The sequence below is a fragment of the Thermoanaerobacter wiegelii Rt8.B1 genome (genome assembly GCF_000147695.2).
In the GTDB taxonomy this organism is placed as follows: Bacteria; Bacillota; Thermoanaerobacteria; order Thermoanaerobacterales; family Thermoanaerobacteraceae; genus Thermoanaerobacter; species Thermoanaerobacter ethanolicus.
In genome coordinates this window covers 102,501-116,399 of the sequence record NC_015958.1, presented here as the reverse complement: position 1 = coordinate 116,399, position 13,899 = coordinate 102,501, and the positions used below count along the sequence as shown (strand labels likewise).

Sequence of the window (13,899 nt, the reverse complement as noted above, 5' to 3'; positions counted from 1 at the left end):
ATGGAAAGAGAAAGTAATAAAGATTTAATGTTAAAAAGAGAAAATAAAGAAAATGAAAAAATAATGGCTATGGAACTTATAATAAGCAAGGCTTTAAATATAGGGGTTACCACCAGCGCAATTGTCATTCTTATAGGCCTTTTAATGCTTATAATAACAGGGAAAAGTGGATATCCTATTGGTTATTATCCCACTTCACCAGGTGAAATTTTAAAAGGTTTCATCTCTTTAAAGCCTTATGCTATCATCCTTACAGGACTTTTATTACTTATATTAACACCTGTATTTCGGGTGGCCGTATCTATAATTACTTTTTTGTACGAAAAAGATTATTTGTATGCGGGTATCACTACACTCGTTTTTATAATTTTAATAATAAGCTTCATACTTGGAAAAGTAGAATAAAAATAGAGGAAATTTATTCCTCCATTTTTTCTAAGTCCTCCTCAAATAGTTCATCCTCGTAGGTTCCTTCAATTTCTTCTCTTTCTTCTATAACTTCCACTTCTTCAGGATCGTACTCTTTTATTATCTCTATTCCTTCTACATTTTTCATTTTTACTTTGAGTTTTCGTCTAATCACATCTACTTCTGCAATCTTCATTTCTTTATCTCCAACTCTTATTATGCTGCCAACCTTAGGAAGCTCTGCTCTAATTTTTTCATACATCTCCTGTTCATACTTTAAGCAGCACATCAATCTCCCGCAAATACCCGATATTTTGGTGGGATTTAAAGATAAATTTTGGTCTTTAGCCATTTTGATAGAAACAGGCTCAAATTCCCCTAAAAAGGCGGTACAACATAGAGGCCTTCCACAAGGTCCTAAACCTCCTATGATTTTTGCCTCATCCCTTACTCCTATTTGCCTTAGTTCTATTCTCATCCTAAAAACTGCAGCCAAATCTTTCACTAATTCTCTAAAGTCTACTCTGCCTTCTGCAGTAAAATAAAATATGACTTTGGTGTTATCAAAAGTGTACTCTACATCAATTAAATTCATTTCCAAACCATGCTGTTGTATCTTCTGAAGACATATTTCAAAAGCCTCAGCTTCTTTTTTCTTGTTTTCATAATAATGTTCTACATCTTCTGGTGTCGCAATCCTTATTACTTTTTTTAAAGGAGCCACAATCTCTTCTTCTGGCACCTCTTTTATACCGACAACTACTTCGCCAAATTCTATCCCTCTTATTGTTTCAACTATAACTTTATCTCCTACTTTTATTGGCAAATCCCCTGGGTCAAAATAGTATATCTTCCCTGCTTTTTTAAATCTCACACCCACAACAGTAACCAAAATTATAAACCTCCCGCCATATCTAAAAGTAGATTCTCTACTGCTAATTGATAGTTTATATTTGAATTAATCTGTGAATTAAACTGCTCTATTCTATTAATTATATTATTAAGCTTATTGATAGTCAATCGAGATTCCATTTTCTGTATTCTATTTAAAAAATCTATATTTTTTATGAAAGAGGCATCTTTTGTAGCCTTAAAAACTAACAAATCTCTCATATAGGAAAGTAGAATTTTTAAAATTTCTTCTATATTGTCTTTATTCTTATCAAAAAACTCAAACTCCTCTATCACTTCAAATCCCTTCGTAGCAAGAATTTTTTCTATTTCTTGTATTGCCTCTCTTCTAAAATTTAAATATTCCTTATTAGCTAATTTGTTAGCTTGAGCAAAATTACCATCAGCAATATGAGCTAACACTTCCGCTTCTTTTTCAGGAATATTGTGTTCAAACATTAAATAGTTCTTTATCGTATTTTTATTTTCCTTATTAAAACGAATTATATTACAGCGAGAGACAATCGTAGGCAAAAGCTCTTCTTGTTGTGGTGCAATCAATATAAAAAGGCCATATAAGGGAGGTTCTTCTAAAGTTTTGAGAAAGGCATTTTGAGCTGCTACAGTCATTTTATCAGCTTGGTCTATAATAAAAATCTTTTTGTTAGCTTCATAGGGTCTTATATTGATTTCATTAGTTATATATCTTATAGTATCTACTTTTATAGAATTCTCCTCCGGCTCTATAAAAAACACATCTGGATGATTTTTATCCATTATCTTTAGGCAAGAACTACACCTAAAGCAAGGCTTTGCAGTTTCCCCTTTGCAATTTATCATCATGGCAAAATACTCTGCCATAAATCTTTTCCCTAATCCTTCTTCTCCTACAAACAAATAAGCATTTGAAATTTTATTTTGAGATATTACATTTTTAAAAATATTTAATACGGCTTCATGCCCATAAATCCTATACACGCTATCACCTATGAATATATGTCTATTAATAATCCTCTTATATCATCTATCATTTTCAAAAGTTCCAAGTGCTTGGAATCTTTTAAAAACTCCTCTGTAAGCTTTTCTAGTTTGTCATTTACTTTTTCCACTAGAGAATAAATTTTCTTCCTACCTCTTAAGTCGACGTATTCTTTTTTGGTGTATTTTAACATGCCATTTGTCGCTTCCTGTAAAAACTTCTTTACAAGTTTTTTGTAATTAATTAAGTCCTGCAAAGTTAAATTTTCTTTTAATTTTTGTGCTGCACTGTCTATCTCTGATAAAATCCCATTCAATTTATCTTGATGAAATTGCTCTAATTCTTCGTCAAAGGTATCAATAAATTTTTTAGAAACTCTATAAGACTTATTGTACTCACTTTTTATATCAGATGAAATCTTTGGAGATTTTACCTCTTCAATTCTCATGTCAAACACCCTAAATCCTAAGGAATTTTTCTACATTTAATACAAAAACTGTAGCTCCACCAATTGTAACTTCAACGGCTTGTGGCAGGAAAATGTCTGTAGCACCACCCATAGGTGTAGGAGAAGTAATTATTCTATCGCGAGTTTTACATTTTTTCTCTATTATGCTGATAACATCATTTAATTTTTCGTCTTCTACACCTATTATCAAAGTTGTATTGCCAGACCTTAAAAATCCACCAGTAGATGCTATTCTCGTAAAGCTAAATCCCCCTTCAGTCAGGCCATCCATAAGTCTTCTTACATCCTCGTCCTGCACAATAGCTAACACTAATTTCATGTTATTGCCCTCCTTATAAATATTTTTTTACTACATCAATTATGTCTTGGTGCACTTTCATAAGCTCTTGCATTCCATCTATAAATACAAACCTTTTAGGAAATTCTTTAACTAATTTAATATACCCCTCTCTCACTTTTTTGTGAAACTCCCAACTTTCTTTTTCTAATCTGTCTGCTTCTCTTTTTCCTCGCCTTTTCATTGCTTCTTCAGGAGTAATGTCTATATAAATTGTTACATCAGGCAAAATCCCCATTGTAGCTATTTCATTAACTAACTTAACTTTTTCTATCCCTAAACCTCTTGCATATCCCTGATACACATATGAACTGTCTACAAAGCGGTCTAAAATTACAATTTGGCCTTTTTCAAGGGCGGGCAAAATTTTCTCCTCCACTAGCTGAGCCCTAGAAGAAGCGTATAAAAGCATTTCTGTAACTGGAGAAATAAAATTATTTTTATCTAATAAAATATCTCTAACTTTTTCTCCAACTTTTGTGCCTCCAGGCTCCCTTAATACCAAAATATTATAACCCTGTTTTAAAAGATACTCCTCCAGAAATTTTATCTGAGTAGTCTTACCGCATCCATCTATTCCTTCAAAGCTTATAAATTTTCCTCTCATATTTCACACACCAATAGGCTGTTATTTTTAAGACCTAATATCTTAATACCTTTATTATATAATACATTTATATATTTTACCATATCTTTTTTTATGCGCTCTCCCGGACAAATAAGTGGAACACCTGGAGGATAAGGGATAATAAAGTCTGCAGAAACACGGCCTTCTGCTTCTTCTAAAGATATTAATTTAGTCTTTTGCCTTACTGCTTCAGAAGGTTTTAAAACCATTTCTGGAGTATCAGGATAAGCTGCTACTTCTTCAGCTGTTTTTTTATCTTTTTTTACATTTGCAAGCCCTTTTATCCCCTTTATTAAAAGGTCAACCTTTTCTTTATCATCCGCTAATGTAACCATAGCAAGTATATTAAAAGTATCGGCCATCTCTACCTGTATATTAAAATTCTCTCTCAAAAACTTTTCTGCTTCAGGCCCTTTTATACCTAAGTTCTTTACACTTATAGTAAGTTTGGTTTTGTCAAAGTCAACAATGGCGTATTTGCCTACTATTTCTTTACCTAAACATCTTATTCCCTCAATGGTGTTTATCTCATATCTTGCATAATCAGCAAGAATAATCGCTTTTTCTAATCTATTTTTACCTTCTTTCTCCATGTAATCTCTTGCAATGTCAAGGGAGGACATGAGAATATAAGAAGGAGATGTTGATTGAAAAAGGCTTAAAGAATATTTTAGTCGATTTGTATCTACTCTATCAGAATTCAAATGAAGTATAGAGCTTTGAGTAAAAGAAGACAAGGTTTTGTGTACACTCTGTACCACAATATCTGCTCCTGCCTGTATAGAAGAAAGAGGCAAATTATTAGAAAAAGGAAAGTGAGCTCCATGGGCTTCATCTACAATTAAAATTTTATTGTATTTATGAACAATGTCAGAAATTCCTGTGATATCGCTACAGAACCCGTAATAATTGGGATAAGTCATCACAACTGCTTTTATAGCCTCATCTTTTTTTAAATATTCTTCCAATTTGTTTATGTCAATTCCCATTGGAATACCGTCTTCATAATCAATTTCCGGGTTTATATAGACAGGCACTGTTCCTGTCAATACAAGGCCATTGTACACAGATTTGTGAGAATTTCTCATTATAAGTATTTTATCGTCAGGATTTAACACTGCATACATCGCTGCATATATGCCGGATGTCGTCCCATTTACAAGAAAAAAAGACTCTCTTGCCCCAAAAGCTTTTGCTGCAAGTTTTTGTGCCTCAAGTATGGGACCTTCAGGGTTGTGAAGATTGTCAAGTCCTGGTACCTCTGTTAGATCAATCTTTGCCAAATTAACAAGATATTCTCCTGGAAAAGTCCTTCCTTGTTTATGACCTGGCATGTGAAAAGGTATAATTTGGTTTTTTGCATAATCCATAAGTGCTTCATATAATGGAGCTGTCATACAATACCTCCGTATAATCATAATTTTTCGTTATTTTGATTATACCATAAAAATATGAAAACCGGATTCATATCCGGTTTTCATATTTTATGTCTTTCATATAGCCTTCCCATATGTCTATCATTTTTTGCCTGTAAAAATCATAACCTTCATCAAAAGGAGATAAGTTTATCAATTTTTCTTGGCAATTTGTACAAAGAAATTTTCCTAACACTTCTATTCCATCTTGTGATTCCTGTTCGCATATAAAGCATTTCCTTTTCGTTGCTATGCTTTCCATATGCAACACCATCTTTCAAAATTTTCTAATGTAATTATTCCCTTTTGTGCAAAAATATATTCACCCTTTTTTGTATTTCCTAATTTCATTATATTTTTTCGTAAAAGAAAAAAAGCAAGTCTCAATGCAAATTGCACCAAGCCCTGCCTGTATTATTTAAAAGTCTCAACTAACTCCTTATATCTAAAGCAACTTATTAAATGATCATTTACTATTCCAACCGCCTGCATATAGGAATATATAATAGTAGAACCTATAAAAATAAATCCTCTCTTTTTAAGGTCTTGGCTGATTTTATCTGATAATTCAGTTTTAGAAGGTATATCTTCAATTTTTTCCCACGCATTTATTATAGGTTTATAATTTACAAAACCCCAAATATATTGATCAAAACTTCCAAATTCCTTTTGTATTTCTATAAACCTTTTTGCATTGTGTATTGAAGCCTCTATTTTCTTTCTGTTTTTTATAATTCCACTATTTTTTATGAGTTCTTCTACTTTCTTTTCGTCATATTGTGACACTTTTATAGGGTCAAAGTCAGCATAGGCCTTTCTGTAATTTTCTCTTTTTCTTAAAATAGTAATCCAACTAAGACCTGCTTGTGCCGATTCTAAAACCAAAAACTCAAAATGTTTTTTATCCTCATGAACAGGCACTCCCCATTCTTCATCATGATATTTTATGTAAATGTCGTCACTAAGACACCAAGGACACCTATTCATATTTCACCTCTTATAAAAGTAATGCTGCCGCTCCTAAAACACCCACGTTTTCTCCAAGCTCTGCTTTTACTACTTCACATACTTCGGCATTAGGCTTTAAAGCTTTTTTCTTTATTGTTTCCATCATTTTATCATAAAGCATCTCCCATTGAGTGGATACGCCACCACCTATGGCAATTCTTTTTGGATTATAAAAAGCCATGATATTTGAAATTCCCACTCCAAGATAAAAAGCTTCATTGTCAACCAATTCTTCCGCAAACTCATCTCCCAATTTTGCCGCTTCAAATACATGTTCCGATTTTACTACTCCATCTTTGGCTAAATCCCTTATCATTGTATCTTTCCCATTTTGAATTCCTTCTTGAGCAAATCTCGCAATAGCCGTACCAGAAGCAAAAGCCTCAAAGCACCCATAATTTCCGCAATTACATAGAGGCCCATTAAAATTTATAGTATGGTGCCCAATCTCAGCTGCATTAGAATTTTCTCCGCTATAAAGTTTTCCTTGAATTATCACGCCACCACCAATCCCAGTACTTACAGTTATATAAACAAAATTGTCTATACCTCTTCCTGCGCCAAATAAATGTTCTCCAATAGCTGCAGCATTTGCATCATTCTCTAATTTTACTTCAACTCCCAGCTTATGAGATAAAATATCCACAATGGGAACATTGTCCCAACCTGGAAGATTAGGTGGGCTTATAACTACCCCCCTTTTGGCATCAAGGGGCCCTGGAGATCCAATCCCAACTCCTTTTAAATCAGATATTTTTAATCCTGCTTCTTTTAAAACGTCATAAACACTTTGTTCGATTCGCTTAATTACTTCTTCTGGCCCTTTTTCTGCCATAGTAGGTATTTTGATGCTCTTTATGATATTGCCCTTCTCATCTACAAGCCCTGTACTTATCTTTGTCCCCCCTAAGTCCACACCGCATAGGATTTTCACCATTTTTATCCCTCCATTGCCATATTCTTACCTTTAAAGAATTATATATACCATTCTGGATAAAAAACCTTTAAATAATTATAGCATTACTAAAATTATTAATAAAGTCAATCGAGTAGGAGCTGAATAATTATTTTATTCAGCGTCCTCTCACACCACCGTACGTACCGTTCGGTATACGGCGGTTCATTAGGAATTATGTACAATTCTTAGTACATCGTTTCTTCCATCCCTTGACGCCGATGATATACTATGCACTTCCGTTGTCTTTTGAAATTCTATTTCTCTATCCAACGGATAGCCTCTTTGTTGAGTTGTCTGCAGTCTTCTCATATCTCTCGAGTTCATAAGATTTCCGAAACCTCCTAATGTTCAGTCCTTCCTTATCTATTCATGTCTAGATAAGTACTATGACCTCTGCTGACTTCTCAAGGTTCAGCCATACATCACTGCATGGGTTGTCACTTCAGATTTTACTTCCATGACTTATCCTTGAGACCTCCCCGGGTAAGAACGATAACTTTCATCTCATATATCTGCCAGATTTACTGTATGGGATTCGGGTAGTGTTGGACTTCGTTTTGTTACGCAAACTCATCCATCCCAATTCAGCCTCTTATCTGGTTCTTGTTCATCAGACCGAGATTTTGCCTTAAGCTTCCTTCAGATTCCACCTCACGATGGACACCCTTGCTCTTGGCTAGTGGTTCCCACTACCAAGCCCACAGCGGACTTTCACCGCCTAGTTATCGCCCATGCCGGGCGCACGCACACAAAAAAAGAATGCCCTTTCAGGCATTCTCTTTTATCCTTTTTCCAATAATTTCTTGTATTCTTCGGCTGTCATTAAATCCTCAAGTTGTGATTTGTTTTTAAGTTCTACTAATACAAGCCAACTACCATAAGGATCACTGTTTACTAGAGAAGGGTCATCAACAATATTGTTGTTTACCTCAACCACTTTTCCATCCACTGGTATATAAACGTCAGAGGCTGCTTTTGCTGATTCTAGAACTCCAAGTACATCGCCAGCAGTGAATTCCGTCCCTACTTCTGGCAATTCAATGTATTCTATATCTCCTACAGAATCCTGTGCATAGTCAGTTATTCCTATATATGCTTTATCTCCCTCTATTTTGAGCCATACATGGTCTTTCGAATAGTACAATCCTTCCAAAACTTCCACTTTGGAAAACCTCCTATTTCATGAAATATTTTGTCCCTTTAAAAAACTACCAAACTTTAGTTTTTAACAATAGTTGTATTTAAGAAAATTACACTTTGTGTATAAACTCCCCAAAGATGTCCTTAACAGCTTCCATAATAGTTTCACTTCGGGTAGGATGGGCATAAACCGCTTTCTTCAAAGCTTCTGCATCCACACCTTCTTGACAAGCCGTTGAAAGTATGTGAATAAGTTCAGAAGCTCCACTGCCTACTACACATACACCAACTACTTCTCCATTTTCATTTGAAATTATCTTTGCAAAGCCTTCTGTTTCTCCATAAGTTTTAGCTCTTCCATTGTGTTTGAAATCAAATCTTCCTACTTTTATTTCTTTAAATTTCTTTCTCGCTTCTTCTTCGGTATAACCAAAATATCCAATCTCTGGCTCCGTAAACACTGCTGCAGGTATTTTCATATAATCTAAAGTAGATGATTCGCCAAAAATATTATCTACCGCAACTTCTGCTTGTGCTGAAGCAACATGAGCCAGCATCATTTTGCCTGTGACATCACCTACTGCATAAACTCCTTCTACATTTGTCTTCATGTGCTCATCAACTTTAATAGCTTTTCCTTCAAATTCTAATAGTTCTACAATTGGACCAATATCCGTATTTAACTTCCTCCCTATAGACACAAATACCTTGTCTGCGTATATGCGCTTTATATTTTCACCATTTTTAACTGTTACTATACTCCCACCGTTTTCTTCTTCATCTATTCTCTCAACCGTTGAAGAAGTATATATCTTGATTCCTCTTTTTTGTGCAACGAATTTAATAGAGGAACTTATCTTTTTATCAAGTGTAGGAAGAATATTAGGCATCATTTCAACAACTGACACTTTTACTCCAAATTGATTCATTATAAAAGCAAATTCCATGCCTATTACTCCACCACCTATAATGCATAAACTTTGTGGCAAAGAGGTCATTTCAAGAATAGTATCACTATTCATGACATTTTTAGAATTAATGCCTTCAATAGGAAGTTCAGCAGGTGATGACCCAGTTGCAATAATAATGTTTTTCGCTTTAATTTTATTTTCTCCAAATAGTACATTCTTTTCTTTGTCAACTTTTGCTTCAGCATTAAAAACATCTACTCCATTAGCCTTCAGCAAAGCATTAATGCCTTCAACAAGCTCTCCTACAATACCATCTTTTCTCTTTACAACTTGAGTATAATCAAAAGAGTTCACTTTTACATCAAATCCAAATTCTCCAGCTCGTTTTAAAATGTCATACACTTCTGCAATTCTTGCATAAGCTTTTGTCGGTATACATCCTCTGTTTAAACAGGTACCACCTAATTTATCTTTTTCAAATAAAGCTACTTTTGCACCTTTTTTAGCAGCTTTAATAGCAGCAACATATCCTCCAGGACCTGCCCCTATTACAGCTAAATCATATTCCTTGACATCTGAGAATTCAGCCACTTTTATCTCTCCATTCATTTGACATACCTCCAGCGTGAGAGCCAATCATACCTCTAAGAAATTATTTTTTCATCCCTTTCTATAAGATCAGCCCATCCCTCATAATCTATCAAAGGAATTTGGCTTTCACTCTCTTCAAATCCTCTTGCAATAAAATCTTCCTTAAGCGCGAAGAGCTCAACCCCTTCTTTTACAAGGCCCTTTAGATTTTTTTCAATTGCAAAAATGACCCCATCCTGTATGAAAATAACTTTATCCTGCGGCAGTGCAAGTTTCAACAAAAATTCTGAAAGTTTATCAGCTGGACTTTTCTTAACAATTATTAACGCCATATCTTTTCCCTCCTAAAAGAATACTACCTTATCGAAAGAATGTACAAACTCTGGAAGTTCTTCTTTTATTATCGTCTTTAAATTCCAATGAGGTTCAATTTCATTTTCTTTTATGCTATATTTTTCAAGGTCTTCTTTTACTGCATATACTTGAGTATTGTATTTCTCCAAATATTTAAATGTAATAGAGAGCGGTAAACATCCAATTATTTCTGGTTTGCATTGTTTACGAACTGCAAGAACTGCTTCGTTTACAAAAAGTACAACCGGTTCAAGGTCTTCTCCATACATGCCAAAAGCACTTCTGAAAGCCTCATTTATCCAGATGCTCCCAACAGGCGAATTGTACACTGCAAATAAAACTTTTTTCATTCTTTACACCTCCTATGGCAGTAAATTGATGTATCTATCGGAATTGTAAATAAGTGCTGCCATCTCCGGCACTCCGGAAAAATCTGCACCTTCAATTTTCATATCTTCTGTAATTCCCCTATACTGCGCACAAAGGCCGCAAATGTGAACCTCTATCCCTTTAACGGAAAGTTCTTGAAGTTTTAACGGAATATTCCTATCAATTTTCATGGGCTTTACCAGTTTATTTGTTGCAAGAACAGAATCAGCAAACAAAAATATTGAAACTTTATGCCCCCTATTCACAAGGGTTTGCGCTAAATTAATGGCTGTATCCATATCCTCATTTGTATAAGGTGGTACATTTACCTGTATTGTTATATGCATATTTATCCCCTCCTCTTAAAATTTCGTGGGAAGGGCAAAGCCCTTCCACAATTTATCTTCTTTCAAAAAGATACCACACCATAAACCAGTTTCCGAGCACTGCAAATACCGCAAAAACAATTGAGCTTATAGCTAGATGGGGAAGTCCAGAAAGAATGTGCCCTATATTGCATCCTCCTGCACTTCCTGCACCAAGTCCCATTAGAACGCCACCTATTGCAACTTGTACAAAAGTTTTTGGGTCTTTTGGAGCTCTTAATCTAAATTCTTTTGTAAGAAGAGCCGCTATAAATGCACCAATTATAATCCCTAATACTTCCATTCCTTCCCAGTTGTACGGAATTGGTTCTGTTGGATTAATATTTGCAGTTGTAGTTCTAAAAAGATTTACCCAACCCCCAGTAATTCCAAGAGCATAAGTTTTTTGTGAAATATATCCTATAGTTCCTACAAGGCCAAGAGCAATGCCACCTGTAATCCAATCAAGTCCTGACACTTTTCTCTCTGTTGTTTTCCACACAATAACTATGATCAAAAGTATTACTGCAAAAATGATTGCAACAATCCATGGATTAATATTAAGCAGATTTGCAACAGTTAGATTTACAGCTCCATCTTTTGCCCCATACAATCCACCGGGATTGTTAGTGGTAGTGATAGGCTTCCCCAGCCAATTGTTTACAAATGATAGAGGACCACCTTTTACAGCTGCTGCAGTGATTCCGTAGAAGACTGCTGCAATAAATGCTGTTATATATCCCTCGCCTATCCTATAAGTAACACCGCTGGCACAACCACCTGCTAGAACCATGCCCATACCAAATAAGAAACCGCCTATGATCTGAGCGAGAGGAATCAAAGGTTTTGGATTTAATTTAATCCAACCCAGTTGCGCCGCCAGATGAAAGCCAATCGTCTCTACAAGTATTGCAACCAGAGCCATTTTCATGAGATAATTATCTTTTGTCATTTTGACATCCCTAATAGCAGAGTTAAAACACATCCTACCTCTTTGCAAAACAATTCCAAAAAGAATCCCAACTAAAAGCCCCTGTAACCTCGGATCCATAAAATCTCCCCCTCAACTTATCAAAGCTTTTTAATGAGAATTCTCCACTCACTGGGTCCAATTTCCTCAATAGAGATGACTTCCCCTCCTACTTCTTTAACTCCAGCTGGGATTCTTTCTTTGGAAAGCGCATAGTCAATAAGCACTTCAAGAATTTCCCCTGATTTCATCTCCTTAAGCTTCCTTCTCGTGTCTACATCTGGAACTGGACACACTTCACCTCTTTCGTCTAAAGTATAGGTAGGTTTAACATCATTACCCATTTTACATTCCTCCTCACTTTGTTATCATTTTAACATTCTAGTTTCATTATACTATAAAATTTTCTTCTCATATCATTTGAAATTCTTATGTAATATTAGTTTTACTTATAACAAACTTTGTAGTATAATAAAACTTAACGAAACGAAACGTTGTATTGCGATAGCTTTTTAACAAACAGGGGGGGTATTGTGAATATTGAAAATTTAAGAGCATTTTATAAAACCGTATACTACAAGAGCATTTCTTCCGCAGCAAAAGAATTGTATCTCTCACAACCTGCTATAAGTCAACAAATAAAAGCGTTAGAGAAAGACTTAAAAGTTACTCTTTTAAAGCGCAGTAACAGAGGAGTCATTCCTACCCCAGCTGGGGAATTGGTGTATCAGTATGCAGAGAGGATATTAAATCTATGCGATAATATGATTAAGGACTTAGAGTGCTGCGAAAACGACTGCATAAATAGGCTTACAATTTCTTCTTGCCCCACTATTGGCCAATATGCTCTCCCTTGCACTCTTCACGAATTTAAGAGAAGGTATAAGAATGTGACAGTTCATGTAGAACACAATTTCACACCAGAAGTAATCTATAACATCAAAGAAGGAGGAATAGATATTGGGTTTATAGAAGGCTGTTATGTCGATGAAAATATTTCCTGTATACCTTTGGGAGAATTCAAAATGCATTTTGTTGCAAGCGGTAATTGGGAAGAAAAAAGCTTGTTAAAAAACAAATTATTACGTTATAATTTTTTTATAATACACAAAAAGTGCGCTCTAAGAAAAGTAATTGAAGAAACACTTCTAGCCAATGGAATTGACATCAAAAAACTAAAAATTGAAATTGAATCTCCCTCTATTGAGTCGATAAAGTCCTCTGTAGCAGCAGGACACGGTCTGTCTATTTTACCTTATATAGCCATAAAGAAAGAATTATATACTAAGACCTTGTCCATAGTTCAGGTTGAAGACATAGAATTTAATTACACTTATTCAATCATATACAATAAAAAGATTTACAAAAAATCCAAGTCTGATTTCATCGACTTTATAAAAAACAGCGGTAAAAAATTTTTCTGCTAAAGGTGATGCAAATGGTTCATGAAATCATGTGTATGGGGGAAATCTGTCCTTTGCCTCTTTTAAAAACCAGAAAAAAATATGAAGAAATGAAAGAAGGGGATGTATTAAAAGTAGTTGTAGACCATCGCTGTAGTTTGGACAATATAGAAACATACTTTTCTAAAATAGGTTGCACTTTAAAAATAGAGGAAGTGTTAACTGGCGTCTGGGAAGTATATATAAAAAAATAAACTCCTTTACAGGAGTTTCATAAAGGGGGCTTTATAAAATTTTACCGGCAGCGACCTACTCTCCCGCGAAAGCAGTACCATCGGCGCTGGAGGGCTTAACTTCCGTGTTCGGAATGGGAACGGGTGTTTCCCCTCCGCTATCGCCACCGGAAATCTAGACCCTCAAAACTGCACAAAGCCTTCTCGGTCAAGTCCTCGACTGATTAGTACCGGTCAGCTAAGAGTGTTTCCACTCTTACACCCCCGGCCTATCTACCTCGTGGTCTTCGAGGTGTCTTACCCCTTACGGGTGGGAAACCTAATCTTGAGGCGGGCTTCACGCTTAGATGCTTTCAGCGTTTATCCCCTCCGAACTTGGCTACCCAGCTGTGCACCTGGCGGTGCAACTGGTACACCATCGGTTCGTCCACCCCGGTCCTCTCGTACTAGGGGCAGTGCCTCTCAAGTTT

Annotated in this window: 20 protein-coding genes and 2 rRNA genes (1 of these 22 cut by a window edge); 3 read left to right on the top strand and 19 right to left on the bottom strand. The window is 35.3% G+C overall.

Annotation, left to right across the window (positions count from 1 at the left end):
- Nucleotides 1–405 carry a DUF1634 domain-containing protein gene (locus tag THEWI_RS00575; protein WP_014062034.1) on the top strand — a complete coding sequence of 135 codons (405 nt, stop codon included), beginning with the start codon at nt 1–3 and terminating at the stop codon, nt 403–405.
- 13 nt (nt 406–418) lie between these two features.
- Here the strand turns inward: THEWI_RS00575 and THEWI_RS00570 are convergent, their stop codons facing one another.
- From THEWI_RS00570 to THEWI_RS00490, 17 genes are all read right to left on the bottom strand, one after another.
- Nucleotides 419–1,300: a PSP1 domain-containing protein gene (locus THEWI_RS00570; RefSeq protein WP_014062033.1), complete on the bottom strand. Its 882-nt coding sequence runs from the start codon at nt 1,298–1,300 to the stop codon at nt 419–421.
- 2 nt (nt 1,301–1,302) lie between these two features.
- Nucleotides 1,303–2,277 carry a DNA polymerase III subunit delta' gene (holB, locus tag THEWI_RS00565; protein ID WP_004402257.1) on the bottom strand — a complete coding sequence of 325 codons (975 nt, stop codon included), beginning with the start codon at nt 2,275–2,277 and terminating at the stop codon, nt 1,303–1,305.
- Between the two features lie 8 nt (nt 2,278–2,285).
- The gene (locus THEWI_RS00560) at nt 2,286–2,726 is read right to left on the bottom strand and encodes a YaaR family protein (RefSeq protein ID WP_003868910.1); all 441 of its coding nucleotides are present in this window, start codon (nt 2,724–2,726) and stop codon (nt 2,286–2,288) included.
- Nucleotides 2,727–2,736: 10 nt separating this feature from the next.
- A complete protein-coding gene (locus THEWI_RS00555; protein ID WP_003868909.1) occupies nt 2,737–3,066 on the bottom strand; it encodes a cyclic-di-AMP receptor in 330 nt (109 codons plus the stop codon).
- Nucleotides 3,067–3,079: 13 nt separating this feature from the next.
- Complete coding sequence (gene tmk / locus THEWI_RS00550; protein WP_004402260.1) at nt 3,080–3,691, bottom strand: dTMP kinase; 612 nt, start codon at nt 3,689–3,691, stop codon at nt 3,080–3,082.
- Complete coding sequence (locus tag THEWI_RS00545; protein WP_003868907.1) at nt 3,688–5,109, bottom strand: aminotransferase class I/II-fold pyridoxal phosphate-dependent enzyme; 1,422 nt, start codon at nt 5,107–5,109, stop codon at nt 3,688–3,690. The genes tmk and THEWI_RS00545 overlap by 4 nt, the downstream gene beginning before the upstream one ends.
- Nucleotides 5,110–5,176: 67 nt before the next feature.
- Nucleotides 5,177–5,401, bottom strand: a complete 225-nt coding sequence (locus THEWI_RS00540; RefSeq protein ID WP_003871545.1) for a sigma factor G inhibitor Gin — start codon at nt 5,399–5,401, stop codon at nt 5,177–5,179.
- A 140-nt stretch (nt 5,402–5,541) separates the two neighbouring features.
- A complete protein-coding gene (locus tag THEWI_RS00535) occupies nt 5,542–6,114 on the bottom strand; it encodes a DNA-3-methyladenine glycosylase I (protein WP_003871546.1) in 573 nt (190 codons plus the stop codon).
- Nucleotides 6,115–6,124: 10 nt separating this feature from the next.
- Nucleotides 6,125–7,072, bottom strand: a complete 948-nt coding sequence (locus THEWI_RS00530; RefSeq protein WP_014062032.1) for an ROK family protein — start codon at nt 7,070–7,072, stop codon at nt 6,125–6,127.
- Nucleotides 7,073–7,258: 186 nt separating this feature from the next.
- Entirely contained in the window at nt 7,259–7,417 is a 159-nt protein-coding gene (locus tag THEWI_RS14325) for a hypothetical protein (RefSeq protein ID WP_014062031.1), read from the bottom strand.
- Between the two features lie 457 nt (nt 7,418–7,874).
- Nucleotides 7,875–8,255, bottom strand: a complete 381-nt coding sequence (gcvH, locus tag THEWI_RS00520) for a glycine cleavage system protein GcvH (RefSeq protein ID WP_014062030.1) — start codon at nt 8,253–8,255, stop codon at nt 7,875–7,877.
- 88 nt (nt 8,256–8,343) lie between these two features.
- On the bottom strand, nt 8,344–9,753 hold the full coding sequence (lpdA, locus tag THEWI_RS00515) for a dihydrolipoyl dehydrogenase (RefSeq protein ID WP_014062029.1): 1,410 nt from the start codon (nt 9,751–9,753) through the stop codon (nt 8,344–8,346).
- Nucleotides 9,754–9,788: 35 nt separating this feature from the next.
- Complete coding sequence (tusB, locus tag THEWI_RS00510; protein ID WP_003871393.1) at nt 9,789–10,067, bottom strand: sulfurtransferase complex subunit TusB; 279 nt, start codon at nt 10,065–10,067, stop codon at nt 9,789–9,791.
- A 12-nt stretch (nt 10,068–10,079) separates the two neighbouring features.
- Nucleotides 10,080–10,439, bottom strand: a complete 360-nt coding sequence (locus tag THEWI_RS00505) for a DsrE family protein (protein WP_003871394.1) — start codon at nt 10,437–10,439, stop codon at nt 10,080–10,082.
- 12 nt (nt 10,440–10,451) lie between these two features.
- On the bottom strand, nt 10,452–10,805 hold the full coding sequence (locus tag THEWI_RS00500; RefSeq protein ID WP_003871395.1) for a DsrE/DsrF/TusD sulfur relay family protein: 354 nt from the start codon (nt 10,803–10,805) through the stop codon (nt 10,452–10,454).
- Between the two features lie 52 nt (nt 10,806–10,857).
- Nucleotides 10,858–11,874 carry a thiosulfate transporter TsuA gene (gene tsuA / locus THEWI_RS00495; RefSeq protein WP_004402267.1) on the bottom strand — a complete coding sequence of 339 codons (1,017 nt, stop codon included), beginning with the start codon at nt 11,872–11,874 and terminating at the stop codon, nt 10,858–10,860.
- Between the two features lie 20 nt (nt 11,875–11,894).
- Nucleotides 11,895–12,137, bottom strand: coding sequence for a sulfurtransferase TusA family protein (locus tag THEWI_RS00490; protein ID WP_003871397.1), 243 nt, complete (start codon nt 12,135–12,137; stop codon nt 11,895–11,897).
- A 189-nt stretch (nt 12,138–12,326) separates the two neighbouring features.
- Here THEWI_RS00490 and THEWI_RS00485 point away from each other — a divergent pair, with 189 nt between their 5' ends.
- Complete coding sequence (locus THEWI_RS00485; RefSeq protein ID WP_003871398.1) at nt 12,327–13,220, top strand: LysR substrate-binding domain-containing protein; 894 nt, start codon at nt 12,327–12,329, stop codon at nt 13,218–13,220.
- An 11-nt stretch (nt 13,221–13,231) separates the two neighbouring features.
- Complete coding sequence (locus tag THEWI_RS00480) at nt 13,232–13,450, top strand: sulfurtransferase TusA family protein (protein ID WP_003871399.1); 219 nt, start codon at nt 13,232–13,234, stop codon at nt 13,448–13,450.
- Nucleotides 13,451–13,492: 42 nt separating this feature from the next.
- On the opposite strand, the gene rrf is transcribed toward THEWI_RS00480, so the two are convergent.
- Nucleotides 13,493–13,601: ribosomal RNA gene (rrf, locus tag THEWI_RS00475) — 5S ribosomal RNA — on the bottom strand.
- Nucleotides 13,602–13,633: 32 nt separating this feature from the next.
- Nucleotides 13,634–13,899 (bottom strand): 23S ribosomal RNA (locus tag THEWI_RS00470); it runs 2,617 nt beyond the window's last position.